Origin of the sequence: Sphingomonas sp. So64.6b, assembly GCF_014171475.1 — a bacterium.
Lineage (GTDB): Bacteria > Pseudomonadota > Alphaproteobacteria > Sphingomonadales > Sphingomonadaceae > Sphingomonas > Sphingomonas alpina_A.
In genome coordinates, this window is the sequence record NZ_CP048817.1 from 2,972,050 (window position 1) to 2,996,702 (window position 24,653).

The 24,653-nt window shown below is 65.4% G+C and carries 20 protein-coding genes; 7 read left to right on the forward strand and 13 right to left on the reverse strand.

All coding sequences use genetic code 11. The annotated features are described in order from the left end of the window. Positions 1–9: 9 nt before the first annotated feature. Both G4G27_RS14300 and G4G27_RS14305 read right to left on the reverse strand, forming a co-directional pair. Positions 10–675 (reverse strand): response regulator transcription factor, encoded by a 666-nt coding sequence (locus G4G27_RS14300; protein ID WP_183109278.1) that lies wholly within the window; start codon positions 673–675, stop codon positions 10–12. 31 nt (positions 676–706) lie between these two features. After that, positions 707–1,015 carry a hypothetical protein gene (locus tag G4G27_RS14305; protein WP_183109279.1) on the reverse strand — a complete coding sequence of 103 codons (309 nt, stop codon included), beginning with the start codon at positions 1,013–1,015 and terminating at the stop codon, positions 707–709. Between the two features lie 164 nt (positions 1,016–1,179). Between G4G27_RS14305 and G4G27_RS14310 the strand changes: the two genes are divergently transcribed. Beyond that, on the forward strand, positions 1,180–2,961 hold the full coding sequence (locus G4G27_RS14310) for an ATP-binding cassette domain-containing protein (protein ID WP_183109280.1): 1,782 nt from the start codon (positions 1,180–1,182) through the stop codon (positions 2,959–2,961). Positions 2,962–3,010: 49 nt separating this feature from the next. On the opposite strand, the gene G4G27_RS14315 is transcribed toward G4G27_RS14310, so the two are convergent. From G4G27_RS14315 to G4G27_RS14340, 6 genes are all read right to left on the reverse strand, one after another. Beyond that, entirely contained in the window at positions 3,011–4,027 is a 1,017-nt protein-coding gene (locus G4G27_RS14315; protein ID WP_183109281.1) for a sensor histidine kinase, read from the reverse strand. Positions 4,028–4,095: 68 nt separating this feature from the next. After that, the gene (locus G4G27_RS14320; RefSeq protein ID WP_183109282.1) at positions 4,096–4,923 is read right to left on the reverse strand and encodes an ATP-binding protein; all 828 of its coding nucleotides are present in this window, start codon (positions 4,921–4,923) and stop codon (positions 4,096–4,098) included. Positions 4,924–5,027: 104 nt separating this feature from the next. Further along, entirely contained in the window at positions 5,028–7,085 is a 2,058-nt protein-coding gene (locus G4G27_RS14325) for a tetratricopeptide repeat protein (protein ID WP_183109283.1), read from the reverse strand. Then, positions 7,078–8,451, reverse strand: coding sequence for a PEP-CTERM-box response regulator transcription factor (gene prsR, locus G4G27_RS14330; RefSeq protein ID WP_183109284.1), 1,374 nt, complete (start codon positions 8,449–8,451; stop codon positions 7,078–7,080). Before prsR ends, G4G27_RS14325 begins: the two co-directional genes overlap by 8 nt. Then, positions 8,448–10,505, reverse strand: coding sequence for an XrtA/PEP-CTERM system histidine kinase PrsK (prsK, locus tag G4G27_RS14335; protein ID WP_183109285.1), 2,058 nt, complete (start codon positions 10,503–10,505; stop codon positions 8,448–8,450). The genes prsR and prsK overlap by 4 nt, the downstream gene beginning before the upstream one ends. Before the next feature lie 10 nt (positions 10,506–10,515). Further along, a complete protein-coding gene (locus G4G27_RS14340) occupies positions 10,516–11,904 on the reverse strand; it encodes a TIGR03013 family XrtA/PEP-CTERM system glycosyltransferase (RefSeq protein WP_183109286.1) in 1,389 nt (462 codons plus the stop codon). 340 nt (positions 11,905–12,244) lie between these two features. Between G4G27_RS14340 and G4G27_RS14345 the strand changes: the two genes are divergently transcribed. Next, the gene (locus G4G27_RS14345) at positions 12,245–13,243 is read left to right on the forward strand and encodes a sugar phosphate nucleotidyltransferase (RefSeq protein WP_244624714.1); all 999 of its coding nucleotides are present in this window, start codon (positions 12,245–12,247) and stop codon (positions 13,241–13,243) included. Positions 13,244–13,507: 264 nt separating this feature from the next. Further along, positions 13,508–14,464 carry a bifunctional helix-turn-helix transcriptional regulator/GNAT family N-acetyltransferase gene (locus G4G27_RS14350; protein ID WP_183109288.1) on the forward strand — a complete coding sequence of 319 codons (957 nt, stop codon included), beginning with the start codon at positions 13,508–13,510 and terminating at the stop codon, positions 14,462–14,464. Positions 14,465–14,476: 12 nt separating this feature from the next. Here the strand turns inward: G4G27_RS14350 and G4G27_RS24325 are convergent, their stop codons facing one another. Next, positions 14,477–14,611 carry a hypothetical protein gene (locus G4G27_RS24325; protein ID WP_267134665.1) on the reverse strand — a complete coding sequence of 45 codons (135 nt, stop codon included), beginning with the start codon at positions 14,609–14,611 and terminating at the stop codon, positions 14,477–14,479. A gap of 182 nt (positions 14,612–14,793) precedes the next feature. On the opposite strand from G4G27_RS24325, the gene G4G27_RS14355 reads away from it, so the two are divergent. From G4G27_RS14355 to G4G27_RS14365, 4 genes are all read left to right on the forward strand, one after another. Beyond that, positions 14,794–15,159: a cupin domain-containing protein gene (locus tag G4G27_RS14355; RefSeq protein ID WP_183109289.1), complete on the forward strand. Its 366-nt coding sequence runs from the start codon at positions 14,794–14,796 to the stop codon at positions 15,157–15,159. Next, positions 15,159–15,293, forward strand: coding sequence for a hypothetical protein (locus G4G27_RS24330; protein WP_267134666.1), 135 nt, complete (start codon positions 15,159–15,161; stop codon positions 15,291–15,293). Before G4G27_RS14355 ends, G4G27_RS24330 begins: the two co-directional genes overlap by 1 nt. Positions 15,294–15,708: 415 nt before the next feature. Next, positions 15,709–17,313, forward strand: a complete 1,605-nt coding sequence (locus tag G4G27_RS14360; protein WP_183109290.1) for a SulP family inorganic anion transporter — start codon at positions 15,709–15,711, stop codon at positions 17,311–17,313. Further along, positions 17,310–17,927, forward strand: coding sequence for a ParB-like protein (locus tag G4G27_RS14365; protein WP_183109291.1), 618 nt, complete (start codon positions 17,310–17,312; stop codon positions 17,925–17,927). Before G4G27_RS14360 ends, G4G27_RS14365 begins: the two co-directional genes overlap by 4 nt. A gap of 21 nt (positions 17,928–17,948) precedes the next feature. Here G4G27_RS14365 and G4G27_RS14370 read toward each other — a convergent pair whose 3' ends face one another. From G4G27_RS14370 to pepF, 4 genes are all read right to left on the reverse strand, one after another. Next, positions 17,949–20,216 (reverse strand): bifunctional diguanylate cyclase/phosphodiesterase, encoded by a 2,268-nt coding sequence (locus G4G27_RS14370; RefSeq protein ID WP_345940689.1) that lies wholly within the window; start codon positions 20,214–20,216, stop codon positions 17,949–17,951. 19 nt (positions 20,217–20,235) lie between these two features. Continuing rightward, positions 20,236–21,879 carry a DUF6311 domain-containing protein gene (locus G4G27_RS24185; protein ID WP_244624339.1) on the reverse strand — a complete coding sequence of 548 codons (1,644 nt, stop codon included), beginning with the start codon at positions 21,877–21,879 and terminating at the stop codon, positions 20,236–20,238. A 237-nt stretch (positions 21,880–22,116) separates the two neighbouring features. After that, on the reverse strand, positions 22,117–22,650 hold the full coding sequence (locus G4G27_RS14375) for a hypothetical protein (protein WP_183109293.1): 534 nt from the start codon (positions 22,648–22,650) through the stop codon (positions 22,117–22,119). A gap of 14 nt (positions 22,651–22,664) precedes the next feature. Next, a complete protein-coding gene (pepF, locus tag G4G27_RS14380) occupies positions 22,665–24,566 on the reverse strand; it encodes an oligoendopeptidase F (RefSeq protein ID WP_183109294.1) in 1,902 nt (633 codons plus the stop codon). Between the last annotated feature and the right edge of the window lie 87 nt (positions 24,567–24,653).

Consider the following 24,653-nt stretch of genomic DNA (forward strand, 5'->3'; position numbering starts at 1 on the left):
GTGCGCGCATCAAGCATCGGGATCTTCAAGGCTATAGCCCAGACCCCGGATGGTGGTGATCACTTCCTGGCCGAGCTTCTTGCGGATGCGCGTCACGAACACTTCGATGGTGTTCGAATCGCGGTCGAAATCCTGGTCGTAGATATGCTCGATCAGTTCGGTCCGGCTGACCACCTTGCCCTTGTGATGGAGCAGATAGCTGAGCAATTTATATTCCTGCGCAGTCAGCTTGACCGGCTCGCCGGCCAGCGTGACCTTGCCCGAACGCGTGTCGAGCCGGACATCGCCCGCGGTCAGTTCCGACGAGGCATTGCCCGAAGCACGGCGAATCAACGCGCGCAGCCGGGCGATCAGTTCCTCCGACTGGAACGGCTTGGCGACGTAATCGTCGGCACCGGCATCGAGCCCGGCGACCTTGTCCGACCAGCTGTCGCGCGCGGTCAGCACCAGCACCGGCGCGGTGCGGCCTTCCTTGCGCCAGCGGTCGAGCACGGTCAGCCCGTCGATCTCGGGCAAGCCGAGATCGAGTACGATCGCGTCGTAATTCTCGGTCGAGCCCATGAAATGCCCTTCCTCGCCATCGGTGGCGAGGTCGATCGCATAGCCGGCACCTTCCAGCGTGTTCTTGAGCTGCTGGCCGAGATTGGGTTCGTCTTCGACGATCAGGACGCGCATTCTACTTCCCCTCCAGCCACCAAAAGGCGGATTATTTACCGGTACGGCCCATGACGCGGCCCGACTGGCCGTCGACTTCGACCCAGATGACAATGCCATCGCGCAGGAATTTCAGCGTGTAAATGCCGCTGAGCGAATCGAGCTCGACACCAAGATACTGCGCACCGCGCATTTGCGGCACGACGCGCCGCTCAATCTCGTGCAGCGGCAACAACTTGCCCTTTTTGAGTTGATCGAACGCTTCGACCTGGTCGCCACGGCGTTGCTGGGGCGCAGGATCGGCGACGGCCGACCCGGCGGCGGCAACCATGCAGAAAGCGAGAGGGAGCAACATCTTCATCTGCCTCGCATAGGGAGACGGGCTTGAACAGCCTGTGAATGCACGCGTTATCGTTGCGACAGGCAAGGCCGACTTGCCCGCCACCCGCATCCTACCTACAGCCCCCTCAAAATGACCGCTCGTCCCGCCACATTCAGGGCAGCGGCGAAAATCCCAGGACATCCATGGCAGCCCCAATTCTCGCATTCGAAAATCTCGGTATCATTCAAGGGTCCGGGTGGCTGTTCCGCGGCCTCGATATCCATATTCAGCCGCGTGACCGGCTTGCGCTGATCGGGCGCAACGGCGCGGGCAAGACCACGCTGCTCAAGCTGATCGCCGGTTCGATCGAGGCGGACGAAGGCCGGCGCACGATCCAACCGGGTACGCGTGTCATCCTGCTCGAACAGGAACCGGACCTGCGCGCGCATGCGACATTGCTCGATTATGTCCTGCACGGCGAGGAGGCGCCGCTGCCCTATGAAGCCGATGCGATCGCCGATCAGCTCGGCATCGACCTGTCGCGCGACGCGGCAAGCGCGAGCGGCGGCGAACGGCGACGCGCGGCGATCGTGCGCGCGCTGGCGCTCAACCCCGACGTGCTGCTGCTCGACGAGCCGACCAACCATCTCGACATCGCGGCGATCGACTGGCTCGAGGATTGGCTGAGCCGTTACCGCGGCGCGTTCATCGCGATCAGCCATGACCGGACTTTCCTGACCCGCCTGACCAAACAGACATTGTGGCTCGATCGCGGATCGGTGCGCCGCGCGGAAATCGGTTTCGGCGGGTTCGAGGCGTGGACCGAGCAAGTCTATGCCGAGGAAGCGCGCAACGCCGAAAAGCTCGATGCGCGATTGAAGCTGGAGGAGCATTGGCTGCTGCGCGGCGTCACCGGGCGGCGCAAGCGCAATCAGGGACGGCTGACCAAGCTGCACGAGATGCGTGCGACGCGCGCGGCGATGATGGGTCCGCCGGGAACCGCCAATCTCTCGATCGGCACCGACGATGCGCGCACCAAGATGGTGATCGACGTCAAGGGCGTGTCGAAATCCTTCGGGGACCGGCCGATCATCAAGGACCTGACCTTGCGCGTGATGCGCGGCGACCGGATCGGCATCGTCGGCGCCAATGGCGCGGGCAAGACCACCTTGCTCAAGCTGCTGACCGGCGAGCTCGCGCCCGATTCGGGGCATATCCGCCTCGCCAAGACGCTCGACCGGATCGTCATCGACCAGCAGCGCAGCCTGATGGCGCCGGAAAAGACGGTTCGCGAAGTGCTCGCCGATGGCGGCGACTGGATCGAGGTACAGGGCATCAGGAAGCACATCATCGGGTATCTGAAGGAGTTCCTGTTCGAACCCGGCCTGGTCGATGCGCAGATCGGCACGCTGTCGGGCGGCGAGCGTTCGCGGCTGCTGCTCGCGCGCGAATTCGCCCGGCCGTCCAATTTACTGGTGCTCGACGAACCGACCAACGACCTCGATCTGGAAACGCTCGACCTGCTGCAGGAAGTGATCGGCGATTATGACGGCACCGTGCTGATCGTCAGCCATGACCGCGATTTCCTCGACCGCACGGTGACGATCACGCTTGGCCTCGACGGGTCGGGCACGGTCGATGTCGTCGCGGGCGGTTATGAGGATTGGGAGAAGCGTCGCCGCCTGCGCGTCAGCGGCGGCAAGCGCCCCAACCCGCGCAAGGTCGAACCAACCGCGCCGCCGGCACCAAAGGTCAAGCTGACCTACAAGGACCAGCGCGATTACGACATACTGCCCAAGCGGATCGAGGAGATCGAGGCCGCGATCAAGCGCGACGAAGCGACACTTGCGGATCCCGCGCTTTATTCGCGTGATTTTCCGAAGTTCGAACTGCTGACCAAGGCGATCGACAAGGCACGGGCTGAAAAGGAAGCGGCGGAGATGCGCTGGCTCGAACTCGCCGAGCAGGTCGAGGGGCTGGGCTAAGGCCAGGTGTCTTTTCTTCCGTCATCCCCGCGAAGGTGACGGTGAAGCGTTAAGCGCCCAACTCCAGCGTCACGCGCGTGCCGGTGCGATCGCTGTCGGTCCGGAGCGTACCACCGGCCTGCCGCGCGAACGCCTCGATCAGGCGGCCGCCCAGGCCGTTGTCGCGACCGGTAACAACCGGTGCCTCGGGCAACCCGACGCCATCGTCCGACACCGTGACGATCCAGCCACCGCCGCTGACATTGCGGAACGTCACCAGGATCGCGCCGATATCGCGGCCGGGAAAGGCATGCTTGGCGGCGTTGGTGACGAGCTCGTTGACCACCAGTCCGATCGATACGGCGCGGTCGCGCGGCACCGATGCTTCGTCGGTGTCGCAAGTGAGCGTGATGCCGCCGCGCAGGAACAATGCCTCGGACAGCGCCGTGCACAGGTCGCCCAGATAATCGCGCATCTCGACCATGCCCGGCTGGTCGCCGCCGCGATAGAGATGGCGATGCGCGCGCGCGATGCTGTCGATGCGCATCTGTGCCACCCCCAGCGCGTCCGCCGTCGCCGGGTCGGCCGCACGGCGCTTCTGCATGTCGAGCAGCCCTGCGACGATCGCGAAATTATTCTTCATGCGGTGGTCGAATTCGGCGAGGAACAGGTCGCGATCGGCGATTTCGCGATCGCGCTCCTGCGTCGCACGCCGCGCGGCGCGGCGGAACAGTTCGGCGACCGCGATGGTGATGATCGCGGTGACCGTGACGACGCCGATCGAAAGCGGCCCGGCGCCGTTCTCGAACCGGAATGAATTGCGGATCGGGAAAAGATAATACCAGATATACAGGATCATCACCGTCGCGCTCACCGCGCCCGCAAAGGCGCGCGCGAACAGCGTGGCGAGCATGATCGCCGGATAGATCAATGCGAACGGCGCGGCGCCACCGGCCACCAGATCGAAGCCGATGCGCAGGATGCGTGCCGCGCCCGATGTGATCAGCCCAACGGCAATTTGCGTCACCCAGACCGGAATGGTCGGCGAGAGGCGATCACAAAGGTCCAGTTCGCCGATACGAGCCATGGTGTGGAGTCAGCAATGGCGCGCGGATCAAGTCAAGCGGCGTTAGCGAGCAACCTGATCCATATCAGTCATAATCGCAGCGAGCGTCCGTTCCGGCCGGCAAGATCGACGATATAATGCCACGCCACGCGCCCCGAACGGCTGCCGCGCCGCGTCGCCCAGCCGACCGCGTCGACCGCGTCGAACGGCAGGTCATAAGCATCGGTATAACCGCGCACCATCGCGAGATAGCCGTCCTGATCGACGACATGGAATCCCAGGCTCAACCCGAACCGGTCGGCCAGCGCGAGATTGTCGTCGACCGCGTCGCGCGGATTGATTGCGCTTTCCTGCTCGGCAATGTCGCGCGGCACCAGGTGACGGCGGTTGGAGGTGACGATCAGCCGCGCATTGGCCGGCCGCGCCTCCGCCCCGCCCTGCAGCATCGAGCGCAACGCACGCGCGTCGCTCGCCGCATTGAAGCCAAGATCATCGATAAACAGCACGAACGCGCGCGGCACCGGCGCGATCGCCGCAAACAAGGCGGGCAGCGTATCGAGCTGCGTGGTGACCACTTCGATCAGCGCGAGTCGCTTGCCTTCCCCCTGAAGTGCCGCAACCGCGCTTTTGACCAAAGCCGATTTGCCCGTGCCACGCGCGCCCCATAACAACACGTCATGCGCCGCCTGACCCTGGGCAAGGCGATCGAGGTTGGCGACCAATGTCGTTTTCTGCGTGTCGATGCCGTGAAGCTGATCGAGCGGCAACGCCGCGAAATCGCGCGCCGCGGCCAGCGCGACACCGCGCCACAAATAGGCCGGATGGGCCAGCGGATCGGCCGGCACCGGTGCGGGCGGCGCGATACGGTCGAGTGCGGCGGCGATACGGTCGAGCGATGTCTGTTGATCTTCGGCCATACCATCTTCCGTTCGGGCTGAGCTTGTCGAAGCCCCGCTCTTCTGGTGCGCAGCGTTAGAAGAAAGAACGGCCCTTCGACAAGCTCAGGGCGAACGGTTGAGATTTAGGCCAGGGTCTTCAACAACGCCGCCGCCGCATCGCGGTCCTCGAAGCTCGGATCGGACAGCGCCGCATCGATCTGCCCGCGCGCATCGGCACCGCGGCCGAGTTCGGCATAGACCTGGCCGAGGTGCCAGCGCAGCATTGCGTGTTCGGGCGCGATCGCCACTGCCTTTTCGAACAATTGCGCCGCGGCGCCATTGTTCCCGCTTTGATAAAGCGCCCAGCCATAGGCGTCGGTCACCACCGGGTTGAGCGGCGCGAGGCGATAGGCCGCCTTGGCATAGGAAAGACCGGTCGCATCGTCGTCATCGCCGAGATAGGCATAGGCCAGTTCGGTGAGCAAAGCGGCGTCGCGGTTGCCGACGCGCTGGCGCAGTCCCTCCAGCGTTTCGATTGCGGCGTCGAATTCGCCCGATGCGAGCTGCCAATGCGCGGCGAGACGCTGGCCGGCGATGTTCTGCGGATTCTGCGACAGGAACAGCGCAAGCACGTTCGACGCTTCGGGCCGATGGCCGGCGCGGTCGAGCGCGTCGACCGTGCGCAACATGGTCGGTTCGTCGAAACGGATATCGGCGGCGCGGCGATAGGCGGCGGCGGCTTCGCCATAACGCTTCAGCACCATCTGCATGTCGCCGACCGCAAGCCAGGCGGCGGGCGCGCCGGGCGAAAGCCGGGTCAGCGCCTGCGCCTGATCGAGCGCCTGGCCATTTTCGCCCGCATCGACCAGCGCGCGCAGGAACACCATGCGCCGCACCGGATCGTCGGGATTGTCGTTGGCGAGCCCACCGAGCACGGTCAGGCTGTCATCGGTGCCGAACGGCACCGACGCATCGCGCACCGGAAATGCCGCCCGGTCGAGATATTTGCCCGCCCAGTCGCGCTCGCCGGTGCGCTCGAACGCGCGCGCGACCAGGGTCAGCGTATAGCTGTCGGCATCGAAGCGCAGCGCGACCGGGCGCAACACATCGAGCGCGCCCTGCGCATCGCCCGAACGCAGCATCGCCGCACCAAGCAGGCGGCGCGCGGTGATGTTCATCGGCTGGCGCGCGACCAGCTCGCGCCATTTGTTGATCGCCTGTTCGTAACCGCCCGCCTGATAATCGAGCGTTCCTTCGAGCAGCAGCGCGCCGGGCAGGCCGCTGAGCGTGCCGCCGGTGCGCTGCATCAACGTGCGGGCAAGGTCGTAATTGCCCGCGCGCGCGGCGAGTACCGCCTGAAGATAGAAAGCCTGAGCACTGTCAGGCCGCGACGCGAGCGCGCGGCGGGTCGCGTCGAGCATATCGCCATAACGCCCGGCATCGCCGAGCGTTGAGGCATATTCGATCAGCGCCGGATGATAATAGGCATCGCGCGCCAGAGCCGCCTCGAACCAGGGCAAGGCCGCGACCAGGCCATATTGAGTCCGCACCAGTTCGCCGCGCAAGGTCAGCGCCTCGAGATTGGCGGGGTCAAGCTCGCCCGCCTTGGTCGCCGCGTCGATCGCGCCGGCGACATCGCCCGAATTGTAACGCACCCGGCCAAGATCGGACCATGCCGCGCTATCCCCCGGCGCGGCCGACAGAAGATTGGACAGCGCACGCTGCGCACCCGGCAAATCGCCTTGCGCGGCCAGCGCGCGCGCGCCGACGCGAATCGCATAACCGGCAAAACGCGGCTCCGCCGTCGCCGCGGTGGTCGCCGCGCGCTTGGCATCGCCCTGCAGCAGATAGGCATGGGCGTAGAGCTGTTGCGCGCGCTTGGCGTCGAACCCGGCCGCCTTGGCGCGGTCGAGTTCGGCTTCGGCGCCAATGCCGTCACCAAGCGCCAGGAAAGCGCGCGCCAGCACGGCATGCGCCAGGCCCCAATTGGGATCCTGCTTGATCGCCGCCTGCGCATGGTTGCGCGCCGCGCTGATATTCCCCGTCTTGAGCATCGCCAGGCTCCTGGCGAGCGACAGCCGCGCAGTCCCGGCATCGGCGCTGGCCGGCACGGTCGCGGCCAGCGTGAACAAGGCGGCGGATACGATCGCAGCGCCGCTCGCAAGCAGCGTACCGATGGTGGCTTTAACGGGCTTAAGCATGGAGGTCATAGCTCTTCAAAAGATCGTAAAGGGTCGGGCGGCTCACCCCTAGCAGCTTGGCGGTATTGGAAATGTTACCGTCGGCGCGGACCAGCGCGTGGCGGATCGCCTTGCGGTCGGCGATCTCGCGCACGCTGCGCAAATTGAGCGGTACATCCTCGGCATCGCCGGCCAGGTCGAGATCGGCGGCGGTGACCAGCTTGCCCTCGGCCATGATCACCGCGCGCTTCATGCGGTTTTCCAGCTCGCGGACATTGCCCGGCCAGCCCCATGCATCGATCGCGGCGCGCGCATCGGGCGACAGGCCGGTAACCGATGAGTGCATCGTCTTGGCATATTTCTTCAGGAAATGATGCGCGAGCAGGCCGGCATCGCCGCTGCGTTCGGCCAGCGACGGGATGCGCACGACGATCTCGGCCAGGCGATAATAAAGATCCTCGCGGAAGCGGCCCTCGGCGATCATCGCATCGATATCCTGATGTGTCGCGCACACGATCCGCGTGTCGACCGCGATTGGCTTGCGCCCGCCGATCCGTTCGATCACGCGCTCCTGCAGGAAACGCAGCAGCTTGACCTGCAGCGGCAACGGAATGTCGCCGACCTCGTCGAGAAACAGCGTACCGCCCTGCGCCAGTTCGATCTTGCCTTCGGTCGTCTTGACCGCGCCGGTGAAGGCGCCCTTTTCATGACCGAACAATTCGCTTTCGAGCAATGTCTCGGGAATCGCCGCGCAATTGATCGCGACGAACGCCCCGTTCCGGCGCGGGCTCGAATCATGCACGCCGCGCGCGAGCAATTCCTTGCCCGTGCCGCTCGCGCCAAGCAGCATGACCGATACGTCCGCGCCGGCGACGCGCTCGATCGTGCGCGTGACCTTGAGCATCTCCGGCGCGGCGGTGATCATCCCGCCCAGCGCGGTGGTGCCGGAACGCTCGGCGAGGCGGCGATTCTCCGCCTCCAGCGCATGCACGTGAAAGGCGCGCGCGACGATCAGGCCGAGCGCGTCGATATCGATCGGCTTGGCATAGAAATCCCACGCGCCATCGGCGATCGCGCGCAGCGCACTTTCGCGCGCGCCATGCCCGGAGGCAACGATGACCTTGGTATCGGGCTTGAGCGTCAGGATCGCCTGCAGCGTCGCGAACCCCTCGGTCGTGCCGTCCGGATCGGGCGGCAGGCCAAGGTCGAGCGTGACCACATCGGGTTCCTCGGCGCGCACCGCGTCGAGCGCGCTGGCACGGTCCGACGCGACGACCACGTCATACCCCTCATAGGCCCAGCGCAACTGGCGCTGCAGCCCGACATCGTCCTCGACGATCAGCAATTTGGGCAGCGATTTGGGTCGTGCTGCGTTGGTCCCGGTCATGCCGCGCGCTCCATCGTATCGGTTCGGACTCGCGGCAAGGTGACGCGGAAACGCGTGCCCTCGCCTTCACGGCTGGTCACCGCGACGCCGCCGCCCATCGCCTGGGCAAGCTGCCGCGCCTCGAACGCGCCGATGCCGAAACCGCCGGCCTTGGACGACACGAACGGTTTGAACAGCTTGTCGCGAATAAACGCCGGCGACATGCCGCATCCGCGGTCGATCACGTCGATCACGACCTGGCCGGCATCGGCGGAAACCGCGATGGTCACCGGTTCGGCGAACGGGCTCGCCTCGATCGCGTTCTGCAGCAAATGACCGAGCAATTGTTCGAGCCGCGCCGGATCGGTCTGGGCCAACGCCTCGCCGCCGCCGATCACCGCGACCGGATGCTGCGCGCGGCGGCGCGCGGCAACACGCTCGACCAAAGGCATCAATTCGACCGGGCGAAGTTCCTCGGCACGGGCGCTGTGATGCTGCGACAGGCGCGCGAGCAAATCATTCATCCGCCCCGCCGAATCCTTCAGCGTCGCGACCATATCGGCGCGGAACTCGGGGTTGTCGGCATGGCGTTCGGCATTGCGCGCGACCAGCGTCAACTGGCTCACCAGATTCTTGATGTCATGAAGGATGAAGGCGAAGCGGCGGTTGAATTCGTCGAAGCGCTCGACATCGGCCAGCGCCTCCTGCGCGCGCGCCTCGGCGAGGTAACTTGCGGCCTGACGCCCGGCGATGCGCAACAGGTCGAAATCCTCCCAGTCGAGCGCCCGGTCGAGCGCCGGCCGCGCCAGCAGGATCGCGCCCTGCAGCCGGTCGAGATGGACCAGCGGCACCAGCGCCCAGGCGGTGTTGGTGTCGAGCATCCATTGCGGCACGCTGGCCGCTTCGGCGCCGGCGGCGGCATCGTTGCGGATCATGTCGAGTTCGACGATCCGCCCGCTGGCGACGAGATAGCGCGCCAGCACATCGTCGCCGCCCGCGACGGGCAGCCCGTCGCGATCCCATTGCCATGCCGCGCCGATGCCCAGCCCGGTGCCGTCGGGCACGAGCAACAGCCCGGCGGGCGAATCGGTCAAATCGGCGACCGCCTTGACGATGCGCTCGTCGAGCGGCGCCGCGCCCTCGGGCTTGCCCAATGTTTCGGTGAAGCGCGCCCATTCGGCGCGATAATCATAGCGGTGATTGAACAGATGCTTGGCCAGCTTCACCTTCGCCCAGCCCTTGAGCCAGGGTGAGGAGACCAGGGTCAGCGTGGTGGCGGCCGATCCGAGCACAAAGGCGGTCTGCGCGATGCGCACATAAGCGCCGCCGAACGCCGCGATCAGGCTGGTGATAAGCACCATGATCACCAGCCACAATATGGTCGCGACGAGCGACAGCGATTGCCAGGCGACGGTGCGCGACAGTTTCAGCGTCCAGTCGCCATTGCGCATCACCGCCAGCGCGAACAGCGGCGCGAGCAAAGTCATCGCCACGCCGCGCGTCGCGACCAGCTCGACGCCCCAGCTTTTGGTCAGATACGCGACGGCATGGATCGCCAGGTCGATGCACCACATCGCGGCAAGCGCGATGACCACCAGCCTGATCCCGCCGCGCGCGCGCGGTGCGACCGCCGAATAGAGATGATGGACCAGGACCAGCGCGCTGACTGCGACCATCATGCGCAGCAACAGGCGCACCGATGCGAGCGACGCCGAGGCGATATCGGCCGGCGGCAATGTCGCCTCCGCCACGGCCAGGCCGATGCCCGCCAGCACGATCAGCACGACCACGCCGTAAACCGTGATCACCGCCCCGCCATGCGGCGCATCGGGATCGCGCCGCACCAGCGCGAACATGAAGCCGAGCCAGGAAAGGTTGCGCAGGCTTTCGGCGACGCGCGCGGTCACGTCGCGCGGATCGATCCCCGCCACCGCCAGCGCCCAGAGCGCAGTCGCGGCGAGCGCGACGACGAAGGTCAGCCGCGGCAGCGCGGTCGCCGCGTCGCGCAGCTGCGATACGGCGAGCATGCCGAAGAGCAAGGCGGCGAGCGCATGGCCCCACAGGATGATGGTCATCGCCATCGGCCTACCGCGCACCCTCCGGCCACAACACGACGCGGATCGTCTGCAGCAGGATCAATATGTCGAGAAAGGGCGAATAGTTCTTGGCGTAATACAGGTCGTATTCGAGCTTCTGCCGTGAATCCTCGATCGACGCGCCATAGGGATAATTGATCTGCGCCCAGCCCGTGATGCCCGGCTTCACCATGTGGCGCTCGGCATAATAAGGCAGTTGCTGTTCGAGATCGTCGACGAATTGCGGGCGTTCGGGACGCGGCCCGACAAAGCTCATCTCGCCCTTCAGCACCGACCAGGTCTGCGGCAGTTCGTCGATCCGCACCTTGCGGATGAAACGGCCGATACGCGTGATGCGCGGATCGTCCTTCTCCGCCCAGACCGCCTGACCGCCGATCTCGGCATCCTGGCGCATCGAACGCAATTTGATGCAGTCGAACCCGACGCTGTACAGGCCGACGCGGCGCTGGCGGTAGAAAGCCGGCCCCTTGCTCTCCAGCTTGATCGCGATCGCCGTGAGCACGATGATCGGCGCGGTCAGCGCGAGTAACAGCGCGCTCGCGGTAATGTCGAACAATCGCTTGAACAGGCTCGACAACATCCGCCCTGAGGAGAAACCGTCGGAGAAGATCAGCCAGCTCGGATTGACGCTCTGCAGGTCGACCCGGCCGGTTTCGCGTTCGAGGAAGGTCGAGATTTCGTTGACATGGACGCCGGTGGTCTTGATCCGCAACAGATCCTTGAGCGGCAGCGCATTGCGCCGTTCCTCCAGCGCCAGCACGACTTCGCTGGCGTTGAGCAGCACGACATGGTCGGCGAGATTATAGATCGCGTCGCGCGCGATCGCCTCCGGGATCACTCGTGCCGCTTCGCTCATCGAGACATAACCAACCACCACGAACCCGGCGCCCGGCGTCGCGGCCAGCGCCTTTAATCGCGCCGCGCGTGCGCCCGCGCCGAGCACGACGACGCGGCGCTTGAACGCCTGCCCGCCGAGCATCTTGCCAAGCAGGACGCGCAAGCTGACCAGCAACACCATCGCCGCGGCCATCGAATAAAGCAGGTTCGAACGCCAGAAAGTGATCGCCGGCATCAGAAAGAAGATCACGCTGAGGAAAATCACGCCGAGCGAAATCGCCACGACCAGCCGCGCCGAGGCGTAGCGCAGCGATTGCAGCGAACTCGCGCCGTAAACCCCGACCGCGATCATCGCGAGTTCGAGCGAAATGGCGAAAGTCAGCAATTGCGGAATGCGCGTATGAATCGGTTCGACGATCATCGCGATCTGGTTCGCGCGATAGGTCCAGCCGAACTCGGCGGCGACAAGCAACAACAGCACGTCGAACAGGCCGAGCAGCAGCACGGCGTGCGGTATGTAATGCTTGAACAACCTGATCATTGAGTCGCGCCTTACCCGTGGCCGTGTAAATTTTTCCGACACGTGGGCATGGCTGTCGCAGAAATTGACAAATAAAGGTTGAACACGCCCTTCTTCCCCTCCCTTTCAAGGGAGGGGCTAGGGGTGGGTCAGCATTTGCGGGGCTCGATGCCCCGCCAATGCTTCGGAACTTGCGCGACGCTGCTGAGTCTTCTGAACGCGCACCCGGACCCTCGTCCCCACCCTAGAAGGGCGGCGCGAAAGAACGTAAGTGCGACGCAACAGGAGGATTCGAATGCCGCTTTCCAGACCGATCGTCCCTGTCATCCTTTCGGGCGGATCGGGTACACGGTTGTGGCCGATGTCGCGGCCCGAGCGCCCCAAGCAGATGCTCGCGCTGACCGCCGAGCAAACCATGCTGCAGCTGACCGCGAAACGCGCGACCGGCGAACGCTTCGCCGCGCCGATCGTCGTCGCCAATGCGCGTCATGCCGACATGATCGACCAGCAACTCGACGCGGTCGCGGCGGGCGCGCAAGCGATCATCCTCGAACCGATGGGCCGCAACACCGCCCCCGCCATCGCGCTCGCCGCGATCGCCGCGGGCGGCGGGCCCGAACCGCTGCTGGTCATGCCGTCGGACCATGTCATCACCGATGTCGATGCGTTCCACGCCGCGATTCATGCCGCGCTGCCGCTGGTCGCGGAGGGCTGGCTGGTCACCTTCGGCATCGCGCCCGACGCGCCGGAAACCGGCTATGGCTGGATCCAGATCGGCGAAGAGATCGCCGAAGGGGTCAACAAGGTCAAAAGCTTTGTCGAGAAACCGCCGCGCGACAAAGCCGAGGCGATGCTTGCGGCGGGCGACCATGCGTGGAACGGCGGCATCTTCCTGTTCCGCGCCGACATGTATCTCGGCGCGCTCGCGTCCTTCGCGCCCGACATGCTGGTCGCGGCACAACAGGCGATGGACAAGGCGCGGCACGAGGGCAAGCGCATCTATCCCGACGCGGAAGCGTTCGCCGCCTCGCCCGCCGACTCGATCGACTATGCGGTGATGGAAAAGGCCGCGCGTGTCGCGGTCGTGCCGGTCGATATGGGGTGGAGCGACCTGGGCAGTTGGGACGCGCTCTATGCGCTGAGCGCGGATGGTGATGGCCATGCCCATGCCGGTCATGACGGCGGCGAAGTCGTCGCGATCGACACCGCAAACTGCCTGGTGCGCAGCGACGGCGTGCGCATTGCGATCGTCGGGGTCGAGGATCTGATCGTCGTGGCAAGCGGCAACGACGTCCTGATCCTGCCCCGCGGCCGCAGCCAGGAGGTCAAGAAACTGATCGAGGCGATGAAAGACTCCTGATGCGGTGCCGAGCTTCGATGTTGGGGAGCCATCATCCGCCACACCGTCACCCCGGACTTGTTCCGGGGTCCACTAAGCCGCTGGGTTGGGAATAGCAGTTTGAAAGCCAGGATCGCGGCGCTGTTGACCCGGGAACAAGTCCGGGGTGACGGGATGTTTGGAAAAGCGGCCCTCAATTGATGTTCCCTTACAGGCCGTTTCGCTGGTAGCTTGCAATTACATAACGCAGTATATAACACGCTATCGACTCACTGGAGCGATGGCATGGCGAACGATGTCCTGAAGGAAATGGGCTATCTCTTCCTCGGTAGCCGGTTGAAAAGGCTGGCCGAACGGATGCAGGCCGATGTCGCGAGCATTGCCGAGCGTGCCGGGCTGGCGATCCAGCCGAGCCAATATCCGATCCTCGTCGCGCTCGACCGTTTCGGGACGCTGACCGTCGGCGCGCTGGCCGAGAAGCTGGGGCTGAGCCAGCCGGCGATCACGCGCAACCTGGCCCGGCTGGTCGAACTCGGCCTGATCGAGACGATCGCTACGCCGGGCGACCAGCGCCGCCGGTCATTGTCGCTGACCGAAGCCGGCCATGAGGCGATGGCGCGATCGAAGCGCGACGTCTGGCCGTATATCGACGCGGCGGTGCTTGAGCTGTGCGATGGGCTGGATGGCCCGCTGCTCGGGCAGATCGCGACGATCGAGGATGCTCTCGAACGCCAGTCGCTTGAGCGGCGCGCGCTTGACGGGCCGGCGTCGGGCCTGATGATCCGGGAATATTCCGACGAGTTGGCGCGCGATTTCCACGACATCAATGCCGAGTGGATCGCATCGATGTTCCGCATCGAGCAGACCGACCGCGACGTGCTGGAAAACCCCCGCGTGCGGATCATCGATCCCGGCGGGGTGATCCTGTTCGCCGAAGCGAAGGGTCTTGGCGTGGTCGGCACCTGCGCCCTTCAGAAAACCGGCGAGCGGCAATTCGAGCTGACCAAGATGGGCGTGCTCGAATCCGCGCGTGGCCGCAAGGCGGGCGAATATCTGCTTGACGCAATGCTACGCCGCGCGCGGCAGATGGAGGTCGAAACACTCTATCTGCTGACCAGTTCGAAATGCGCCGCCGCGATCCATCTCTACGAGAAACACGGCTTCGCGCACGACGCGGAGATCATGCGCGATTTCGGCGCACGCTATGAACGCTGCGACGTGGCGATGCGCTATAGAGGTTAGGCGGTACGGGGGTTAGGCTGTGGCGCTCTTCTTCGGCTTGACCGTCTTTGCCTTGGCCGGTGCGGGTGCAGCAGCGACAACAGGCTTGGCGGTGACACGTGCGAGCGCGCGGTTGCGCCGCTTGTTGGCTGTACGTAGCTGTCCCATGGGGAAGTCCAATCATGTCGGAGGGCATCGCGGTGTCGGGCCGATCGCCGGTCGCCGCAATGATGGCCTGGCTCATGGTCATGATATGCGGTCCGTGACAAGCGCTATCGCCGCGGCGTGGCTTGCGCCCCAGGCACGACATGCCGATCTTGAATGCCGATAACGATGCCGGAGCAGAGACGATGTTATCCCCCACCACCCTGACCGCCGCCTTCGACCGCGTGACCGACTATTGGTCGCCCAAGGTAATCGGGCGGGTCAATGATCAGTTGCTCAAGGCGGCCAAGCTGAAGGGCGAATTCGTGTGGCACGCGCATGATGGCGAGGACGAGCTGTTCTACATCGTTAAGGGCTCGCTGCGGATCGAGTTCGAGGATGGTCCGGTCGAGCTGTCGCAGGGCGACTTCCTGACCGTGCCGAGCGGCGTCCGGCACAATCCGGTCGCGGACGAGGAATGCTGGGTGCTGCTGATCGAACCGGCCTCGACCAAACATACCGGCGACGAGGTCACCTCGCGCACCCGCAGCCTGGACGAGCAGCTTAGTTAGTGCGTCATCCTCGCGAGATGATCATCCGCTCATCAACGGCACTGGCCTGCCTCCTGTTGCTGAGCAGTTGTTCGTATAGCTATGAGTTGCTCGCAACGGTCATCAACGCCGACTGGCCTTTGTTGTTGATCTGAAATCCCGAAAAACGCCGTCATGCGTCAACGCTATCGACGTGGTCGCGCATGGCGAAGCGCGAGCAAGGGCAGCGCCGGGCGATGACCCGTCGCTGATCGGATTCGGCACATGCTTTTGGAAGCCGGTGTGGAAGGCGAGGTTCGGGCCCTGTCAGACCGGCAGGCGCCGCTATTATCGTTGGGTCGAGCAGGGCGTGATCGACCGGATCTTCGCGGCCGCGTTGGATGATCCCGCCGCCGGCGACTGGATTGGGGATGTCGGAACGAGCATTCCCCGCGTCGGTTGCGCGTCGGTTGCCCTCCGGCCAAAAGCGGCGCAGATTTGGCCCGCAGGTCAGGAGAGTCTCGATGAAGCGCGCGATGCCCAGGGCTCTTGCGGATGCCCAAGGCGGCGCGAGTTGAGCTAGCGGCACCGATGCGCAGAGCCGATATCATCGCCGGTCTGTCGGTTGCCGGCCTGATGCTGCCCGAGGCGGTCGCTTATGCCGGCATCGCCGGGCTTGCCCCGCAACATGCCATCCTCGCGGCGATCGTTGGCGCCCTGACCTATGCGGCGATCGGCCGCAGCCGTTTCGCGATCGTTTCGCCGACGTCCTCCTCGGCGGCGATCATGGCCGCCTCGCTTGGCACGCTGACCGCCGACCCCGCCGTGAAGATCGCGCTCGCGACGATCACGGTGGCGCTGGTCGGCATCACCTTTCTCGCGGCATCGCTGGCGCGGCTTGGCGGGTTGACCGGGTTCGTTTCCCGGCCGGTGCTGCGCGGCTTCGCCTTCGGGCTCGCGATCACCATCATCCTCAACCAAATGCCTTTGGTCTTTGGCGTTACGCCGCAAGCGGGCAATGTCTTCGGCCTTGTCGCCGGCCTGTTGTCCGATTTCGGGGCCTGGAACGGTGTGAGCATCGCCACCGGGGCCGCCGCGCTGTTCCTGCTGCTGGCACTGCGACGGCTGCCTTCGATCCCCGGGGCGTTCATCGTGCTGGCGGCCGGCATCGCCGCGTCGATCCTGTTCGACCTGCCGGGGCACGGCGTTGCGACGGTCGGTATCATCGAGCTGAGCATCGCGATCCCTTCGCTGCCGCACATCCCCTATCCGATGCTCGCGGGGCTGGCCGAGCTTGTCATACCGCTGGTCCTGATCCTGCTTGCGGAGAGCTGGGGGACGATGCGCGCGCTGGCGCTGAGCCATGGCGACCGGATCGAGCCAAACCGCGAACTGGCCGCGCTCGGCATGGCTAACCTCGCCTCCGCGCTGGTCCAGGGATTACCGGTCGGGGCGGGGTTTTCCGCCGGCTCGGCCAGCGAGGCGGCCGGCGCCAGGACGCGAGCGGCAGGCGCGATCGCCGCGACCGGCCTCGCTTTGTTGATGCTGGCCGGCGTCCGGCTCGTCGCGCACCTGCCACAACCGGTGCTCGCGGCGGTGGTGATCGCGGCCCTGTCCCACGCGCTCAATCCGCAGCCGATCGTCCGGCTATGGCGCCTCGGGCGTGACCAATATGTGGCGATCGGCGCGGCGGTCGGTGTCCTGGCGCTCGGCGTGCTCAACGGCATGTTGTTCGCGATATTATTGTCGATCGCGGCGCTGGTGCGTCGGCTCGCCTCGCCGCAACTGGTCAGGCTCGGGCGGCTGGGCAGCTCGCAAAATTTCGTCGATCTCGCGCGCCATCCCGACGCGACCCCCATCCCCGGCGTGGCGATCTGGCGACCGGCCGAGCCGCTGTTCTTCGCCAATGCCGAAGCGGTGCTGTCCCTGATCGCCAGCCAGCAGGCCGCCGACCCCACCATCACCACGGTGGTGGTCAGCCTGGAGGAAAGCTTCGATGTCGACAGCAGCGCGGTCGATGCGTTGATCGAATTCGATGCGCGCCTGCGCATGAATGGCGCCCGCCTGTTGCTCGCCCGGGTCCGCGACACCGTGCGCGACCTGCTGATGGCGGCCGGGGCGCATGACCTTGTCGCGCGAAGCAGCTACAGCGTGGACGATGCCGTCGCCGGCCTGTCGCAGGAGACCGATCGATGATCCAGGATCCCGAACCGCTATTGCATCCGAGAGAAATCGCCGGCCTGCGTCCGACGCAGATCTCGGTCGGCCTGCGCGAGGTCGAACGCAAGCGTCAGGACTGGCGCCATCGTGCCGAACGCGAGGGTCCCGACTTTCTCGGCCGCCACATGCTTCCAGTGGTGATCGGACCCAAGAACCGGGCGTATCTGATCGACAATCATCACCTTGCGCTCGCCCTGCATCTGGAGGGTGTGACGCATGTTCTGGTCCATATCATCGCCGATCTGAGCGCGCTCACCCGGCCCATGTTCATCACCTTCATGGATAATCGCAACTGGCTGCACCCGTTCGACGCGAAGGGCATCCGCCAGGATTATGACGATATCCCGAAGCACGTTGCCGGCCTGGTCGACGATCCATACCGGTCGCTTGCCGGCGCGCTGCGGCGCGCGGGCGGCTATGCCAAGGTCGATACGCCCTATGCCGAGTTTCTGTGGGCCGACTTCCTCCGGCGGCGGATCAAACCGGGCCGCGTCGATGGCCATTTCGACAAGGCGCTGTCCGAAGCGCTGGCGCTCGCGAACGGTCACGACACGGCACACCTGCCTGGCTGGGCCGGGACGAGCGGCTAGACTCCGCGCACGACGCAAGACCTAGGCCGCGAAGTGGGAAAGCGCCGGACGGGCCAAATCGATCATCGGCTGTGCCGCGGAAAAGAAATAACCCTGCAATTCATCGCATCCGGCCGCGACCAGAATATCGGCCTGCCGGCTGGTCTCGACCCCTTCGGCGGTCACCGTCAGGTCGAGCGCATGACCTAGCGCGATGATCGCCCCGACAATGGCGCGGGTGCCCGCGGAATCCTCCATGCGAGCGACAAAGCTTTGATCGATCTTGATCTTGTCGACGCGAAATCGCTGCAGGTAGCCGAGCGACGAATAGCCCGTACCGAAATCGTCCAGTGCGATGCGGAAACCGGCGCCGCGAAGACGCAAGAGGGTGCGATGGATTGCCGGGCTGTCATCCAGCAGGACGCGCTCCGTCACTTCAAGTTCGATGCGTCGCGGATCGGCGCCCGCATCCAGGAAAACCGACAGGAGCCGGTCGGCGAAGCCCTCGGTTCGAAATTGTACGGGCGAGAGGTTGACGGCGAAAAAGGCCTGGGGCCATTGAGCGGCCGTGCGGGCGACCTCATGAATGACGAAATCGCCGATCGGCCCGATCAGCCCCGTCTCCTCGGCGACCGGGATGATTTCTCCGGGAGTCAGGAGCCCGTGGACCGGATGATGCCAGCGTAGCAGCGCTTCGAAGCCAACCACGCCGCCGCTCGCGGCATGCTCCGGCTGATACCAGACCGCGAGTTCGCCTTCCTCAAGCGCCCGCCGGAGTTCGGAGTTCAGGATGCTGCGGCGCCGGGTTTTGGCGTCCATCACGGAGGCGTAAGGACGCGCGCAGTTCCGCCCATCGTCCTTCGCGCGGTAAAGCGCCACGTCTGCCCGACGCATGAGTTCGACCTCATCGACGCCACCGGCCGCTCGCGCGGTTCCCACGCTGGCAGACGCGAAAACCTGGCTCTCGGCGAGATCGAACGGTCTGTCGAACAGCCCCCGGACGTCATCGCAGAAGGATCGTACGGTGCTTGCGGTCCAGTTTTCCGCGAGCAGGACCGCGAACTCGTCTCCGCCCAGTCGTGCGACGACGTTGCCCGGTGGGAGAAGAGCGACAAGCCGATCCGCGAATTTCCGGATCAGTTGATCTCCGGCCAGATGGCCCAGCGTGTCGTTGACTTCCTTGAAACGATCGATGTCGATCATCATCAGCCAGATTGGCTGATGCGGGGTGCACGCCGCCAGCGCCTTGTCGATCCTGAGCTTGAGCAGCGAACGATTGGGCAGCCCGGTCAATGGGTCGTGAAAGGATCGGTATGATGCTTCGGTCTGAGTCGTTGCGAGCGAATGCATCGACTTCGACAAGCGGAACGCGAGCGCGCTGATAAAGGCACCCAGCGCGAGGAGAACAAAGGCGTTGAGCGGAATGAGCGTGTGCAGGATTTTGGTGCCCGGAAGCTCGGGATGCCAGATCAAATAGCCAAAATTCTGCCGCCATTCGGTCCGCAGCAACAAGGACTGCTCTCCGTCCCGGGCATTGTCCACACGACTGAAGCGTGGCGCGTCGATCAGATGTCTGGCGCTCAGGTCGGCAAGGAAATTTCCATCGAGATATCGCACGCTGACGAGCAGGGGCGAGCCGTTCGGCTGCCGCACATAACCGGGTGTCGAAGGCTTGATCATCATCGCGCTGGCGGCGGCCGGGCGGCCGTCGACCAGCATGAGATGCGTGTCGTGCGTGGCCCGCGCCGTTGTGCGGACGGTGGTGTGCTCGTGCAACGGCCTGGCGATATTCCGGTCGTGCCGGCCATTGGGAACATCACGACGGCCGCGTGCGCCGTCGATGATGATCAGCAGGTCCTTCCTGACCGCCATGAACCGCCGGTTGGATACCAATCGACCCTGGCTGACCGACTGGATCGGCCGGTCCGAGCTGTCGAGGATAAAGACCTCGTCGTGTTTGAAGATCCTGTGGAGCCAGGAGCCGATATTGTCGTACAGCCAAGTCTGCGGGGGGTGAGGATCGGCAAGCTTGGTGGCCGCATCATCCCATATCGCGACGGTTTCCTGCTGAAGAGCGAGCTCGTCCAGACTGACATCGATGGCAAGCTGCGCGACGCGTAGCTGACGCGCTACTGAGATTTGATCGCTCTGGTGGGTCGACCAGTAAATACCGGCAAAGGCGAGTCCGGCCATTCCAACCAACAGCAGCATGGCCGAAACCGCGATGGCCCTGAACGGCTTTTGCGCATGATCGCCGAATACAGGTCTGACTCGGCGATCTGGCATCGTCATTGATAGGATCGCGCACATTAAAAAGGCATTAATTCCGCTATTTAGTGGGACACAGATCCTTACCACGTGGCCGGGCCGCTGCGCTCGGCGGGATGATCGCGATGCCGTCGAGATGGCGTACCCGGTGCGCCAGTGCGGGCGGCACCGCGCCGTCGACCAGCACATAGAGCCGCGCCGGATCGATCAGGCCGGCGCGGAAACGCCGTGCCGCCGCGTCGAGGCGCCGGCGCGTCGCCACCGTCTCACGCGAGGCGTAGAAGAACGGCACCGGGCGGCACTGGCGTACCGCGCGCCACGCAATCTCCTCCATCACGACAAGGTCGCCGAACGGATCGGGCGGCTGGAAATCGACCGCGCCCGCGCGGGCGATCAGTGCGTCCCAGCGCGGATCGGGCGTGCGGTGATAGGTGCCGGGCGTGTCGGCCAGGACGCTGGTCGCACGGACCGCGGCGAGCATCGGCATCAGGTCGACCAGTTGCAGCGCGAGCGCGCCCGCAAGGATCAGCGGCGCGCGCTTCATGCGACACATGATCAGGATCGCGGCGATGGCGATGGTGTAGGTGACCGGCCAGAACAGCCGCCCCGATGCGCGCACCGGATCGAGCAGGTCGATGATCGCGGGTGGCAGGCGGACGCCGCCGACCGGCTGACCGGCGAACAGGGGTTGCGGCCCGATCGCGACCACCGCGAAGATGAGGAACGCCGGCACGAGCCAGGCAAGGCGCCGCAGCGCGTCGCGCGGGAGCGCTTCCGCGTCCGCGCCGTGACGCAGGCCGAACGCCAGCCTGACCAGCGCGGCCAGTGCCAGCGCGAGCAGACCGGCGCCGAGATACTGGAACCCCTCAAAGCCGCGCCCGCTCTCCGGCGAGGACGGCAGGAGCGCGGAATAGGTCGGGTTGCCCGGGTTCCACAGCGCGTCGATCGGCATCGGGAACCGGCCATAGGTGCCGGTCGATCCGAAATGCTGGCCGAGGATGCCGTGCAGCGACACGATCAGCGCGGTGGCGATGGCGACGATCGCCGCATGGATCAGCGTCCGCCCGCGTTCCGGTTCGGCGACCAGTGAACGCAACACCGAGCTGGCCCAGATCGCGGCGACCATCAGCAGCAGATAGCTATGGACCAAAGCCGCGACACCGAGCAGCGCGATCCACCAGAGCGGGCGGCGCGCGCGGACCGGATCGAGATGGAGCCATAGCGCCCACAGGATCAGCCACTGCGCGCACAGGCTGGCATGGCCGTAGCGGTTGATCAGCACCGGCATCAGCACGAGCAATGCCGCGCCGAGCCAGGCGCTGACCCCGTCGGGCGCGTGACGCCGCACGATCGCCCAGCCGAAACCGGCTTGAAGCAGCATGCAGGCGAGATACCATGGGCCGACGAACTGCAGCCCCGGCGGCAGCCATGGCGCGACCGGGCCGAGCAGCAGGCCAAGCAACGGGATGCTGTCGGTGAACAACAATGCCATGCCGTCGGGCGCGCCGATCAGCGGCTGGTGAAGCAATGGCCATGAGCCAGCGGCGCGCAGATAAGCGGCGAGCCCGATCGCGCTCTGCCCCCGGTCATGGCCGTCGATCACCCAGCCGACATTGCGCGGGTCGAGTACGCCGAGATGCATCCAGCCGGCGAACACGATGACGGCAAGCGCCACCAGTGCGAAGGTGGGAAACAGGCGGCGCATCGGCGGTTAGCGTCCGATGCTTTGGGGCGGGGTGCCCGTTGCCACGAGGCCTTGGCAGGACTTCCACATGCGTCTTGCTCCCACCGTCACCCCGGACTTGTTCCGGGGTCCACTGAGCCGCAGAATCAACGGCTTGCGAATTTGCGGAACGGTGGACCCCGGAACAAGTCCGGGGTGACGGCTAAAGGCTTGCGAAGGCCTTGCCTGCACGGGGATGACGATGGCGTCACGCCCGGATCACAGCGCGGTGAGTGTCATCGTGTGCGTGCAGCCGCCGAGCACGACGATGCGGATCGCCGCCAGGTCATGCGTTTTGGCCAGGGTCGAGACCATGTCGTCCTCGATCGCGAGGCGCTGCGACGTGCTGAACGGCGTGGACGGCGCGAGCGTGGCGACCAGGTTGGGCAAGGCGCGCTTGAGCGCCGCGGATTCGCTGCAGCCCGATACCGGCACGACGATCAGCCGCATCTGCCACACCTTGCCGTCGGGCCGCGTGAAGATCTGGGCGTTGCCGCCCGGCGCGGTGAGCGTGCGGATCGCGCCGCCGGTGGTCGCGTCGCGAATGCCGTCCTTGGTCGCCCCGCCCTTCCATGGCGCGCCGATCTCGTCGATCAGCCTGGCCGCGCCGTCCAGGTCGACCGCGAACGCCGGGCGCGCAGGCGTCGCTTCGGCGGCGGCATTGTCGTCCTCGGGCGCGGGCGCCGGCGTGGAATCGCAAGCGGCGAGCGCAAGCAGCGCGGTTGCCGCGCTCAACCAGGTCAGGGTCCGCATCGTCACTTCTCTCCTTACGCCATCAACGCTTCGCACTGGTCGAGCGTGTCGCGGAACGTCGCGATGATCGCCTGATACGGTGCCGGCGACGCCATATCGAGCCCCGCGCGCTTGAGCAACGCCACCGGGTGATCCGAGCCGCCCGACTTCAGCACGCCGAGATAATTGTCCCGCTCCTTCGCGCCGCCCTTCAGGATCGCGCGCGCGAAATAGGACGCGGCGGAGATCGAGGTGGCGTATTGATAGACATAGAAGCTCGAATAGAAATGCGGGATATACCCCCATTCCGAGCCATAGACCGGGTCGATCGCGACCTTCGGCCCGTGATAGCGTTTGAGCAGGTCGAGATAGATCGCGCTGAACGCCTCGCCCGACAACCCCTCGCCCGCTTCGGCCTTGTCGTGGCACGCCAATTCGAATTCGGCGAACATGGTCTGGCGATAGAAAGTGCCGCGGATCCCCTCAAGCTGCTGGCCGAGATAATAGAGCTTCTCTTGCCTGGTTTTCGCGCGGGCGACCATATAGGCGGCGAGCAATTGCTCGTTGCAGGTCGAGGCGATCTCGGCGGTGAACAGCGGGTATTCCGCCTTGTCATAGACCTGCGCCTTGGCCGCGAGCAGCGAGTGCATCGCATGGCCCCATTCATGCGCATAGGTGGTCAGCCCCTCGTAATTCTCGCCCAGGTTGAGCAGCAGATAGGGGTGCACGTCATAGGCGCCGGGGTTCATATAGGCGCCCGAACGCTTGCCGGGACGCGGCAGCGGATCCATCCATTTGCCCGCCGTCGCCTTGCCCAGCAGCGCGACATAGTCGGGGCCGAGCGGCTTGACCGCCTCCAGCGTCAGGGTGCGCATCTCCGGCACCGTCACCTTGCGGTCGAGCGACACGAGCGGTGGATAGATGTCGTAATAGGCCATGTCGGGCAGTTTGAGCAGGCGGCGGCGCAGCTCGAAATAACGATGCAGTTCGGGCAGGCCCTTGTTCGTCTCGGCGACCAGGGTGCGATAGACCGCCTCCGGCACATCGTTGCCCGAGAGCGAGGCGGCGAGCGAGGTCTTGTACTTCCGCGCCTTCATGTCGAACACATCGGCCTTGAGCTTCGACAGATAGGCAGCACCAAGCGAGTTGCGGAACTGGCCATAGGTCGCCCAGAAAGTGTCGAACACCTTCTTGCGATCGGCGCGGTCGGGCGCGTCGCGGGTCAGCGTATAACCCTGATCGTCGAGCCGGATCGACTTGCCGGTCGACAAGGTGATGGTCGGCCAGGGGATGTCGGACGCGACGAGCTGACCGCGGATATCCTCGGGCCCCTGCAGCGGCGCCGAGGTGCCGGCGAGCAGCGCCTCCTCGTCCGCGCTCAGCGTGTGCGGCGCCTGGCGCAGGATGTTGCGAAGAGTGAAATCAAAGCGCGATTTGAGCACCGCATCGGCGGCGATGAACCGCTCGATCTTGTCCGATCCGATCGCGAGGATCTCGGGTGCGAACCAGGAGCTTGCCTCGCCATAGGCGGTGTAGAGATCGACCGCCTGTGCCTGGCGCTGCTGGTTGGCGGAGACGCGGACATCCTCATCCGCCTTGAGGCTGACATAGACATAGATGCGCGCGATCGTCTTGCCCATGTCGGAGCCGGCGACCATCGCCCTGGCGAGCGTGTCCGCGCTCTCGCCGAGCTTGCCACGATAGGCCGCGAGCGAAGGAAGCGCGGCGAGCGCCGCCTTGCGCGCGGCATCCCAGGCGGCATCGTCGGGGTAGATCTCCGACAGGTCCCATGCAGCTCCACTCCCCGGTGGCGCCGCGGTCGCGGCGTCCTGTGCCCTAGAGTCCAGGGCCCAGGCGGGCATCGCGGTGGCGAGCGTGGCGGCCAGCGTGGCGGCGGTCGAAGCGGCGAGCGTCTCGCGGCGAGTCAAATCGGTCATGGGTTCCCCCGGGATTGCGATGCGTTGCCGGCACTGTGTCGCGGCTGGCGGGCAATTGGAAGGGGGTGTGTCAATTCTGTAAGGCAC

Coding starts and splice junctions, on each gene's coding strand:
- G4G27_RS14350 (WP_183109288.1), top strand. CDS start 13,508: ATGGCGAACGATGTCCTGAAGGAAATGGGCTATCTCTTCCTCGGTAGC.
- G4G27_RS14345 (WP_244624714.1), top strand. CDS start 12,245: ATGTCGCGGCCCGAGCGCCCCAAGCAGATGCTCGCGCTGACCGCCGAG.
- G4G27_RS14340 (WP_183109286.1), bottom strand. CDS start 11,904: ATGATCAGGTTGTTCAAGCATTACATACCGCACGCCGTGCTGCTGCTC.
- prsR (WP_183109284.1), bottom strand. CDS start 8,451: ATGACCGGGACCAACGCAGCACGACCCAAATCGCTGCCCAAATTGCTG.
- G4G27_RS14355 (WP_183109289.1), top strand. CDS start 14,794: ATGTTATCCCCCACCACCCTGACCGCCGCCTTCGACCGCGTGACCGAC.
- G4G27_RS14370 (WP_345940689.1), bottom strand. CDS start 20,216: ATGTGCGCGATCCTATCAATGACGATGCCAGATCGCCGAGTCAGACCT.
- G4G27_RS14325 (WP_183109283.1), bottom strand. CDS start 7,085: ATGCTTAAGCCCGTTAAAGCCACCATCGGTACGCTGCTTGCGAGCGGC.
- G4G27_RS14365 (WP_183109291.1), top strand. CDS start 17,310: ATGATCCAGGATCCCGAACCGCTATTGCATCCGAGAGAAATCGCCGGC.
- G4G27_RS14310 (WP_183109280.1), top strand. CDS start 1,180: ATGGCAGCCCCAATTCTCGCATTCGAAAATCTCGGTATCATTCAAGGG.
- G4G27_RS24325 (WP_267134665.1), bottom strand. CDS start 14,611: ATGGGACAGCTACGTACAGCCAACAAGCGGCGCAACCGCGCGCTCGCA.
- G4G27_RS14360 (WP_183109290.1), top strand. CDS start 15,709: ATGCGCAGAGCCGATATCATCGCCGGTCTGTCGGTTGCCGGCCTGATG.
- G4G27_RS14375 (WP_183109293.1), bottom strand. CDS start 22,650: ATGCGGACCCTGACCTGGTTGAGCGCGGCAACCGCGCTGCTTGCGCTC.
- G4G27_RS14300 (WP_183109278.1), bottom strand. CDS start 675: ATGCGCGTCCTGATCGTCGAAGACGAACCCAATCTCGGCCAGCAGCTC.
- G4G27_RS14305 (WP_183109279.1), bottom strand. CDS start 1,015: ATGAAGATGTTGCTCCCTCTCGCTTTCTGCATGGTTGCCGCCGCCGGG.
- prsK (WP_183109285.1), bottom strand. CDS start 10,505: ATGACCATCATCCTGTGGGGCCATGCGCTCGCCGCCTTGCTCTTCGGC.
- G4G27_RS14315 (WP_183109281.1), bottom strand. CDS start 4,027: ATGGCTCGTATCGGCGAACTGGACCTTTGTGATCGCCTCTCGCCGACC.
- pepF (WP_183109294.1), bottom strand. CDS start 24,566: ATGACCGATTTGACTCGCCGCGAGACGCTCGCCGCTTCGACCGCCGCC.
- G4G27_RS24185 (WP_244624339.1), bottom strand. CDS start 21,879: ATGCGCCGCCTGTTTCCCACCTTCGCACTGGTGGCGCTTGCCGTCATC.
- G4G27_RS14320 (WP_183109282.1), bottom strand. CDS start 4,923: ATGGCCGAAGATCAACAGACATCGCTCGACCGTATCGCCGCCGCACTC.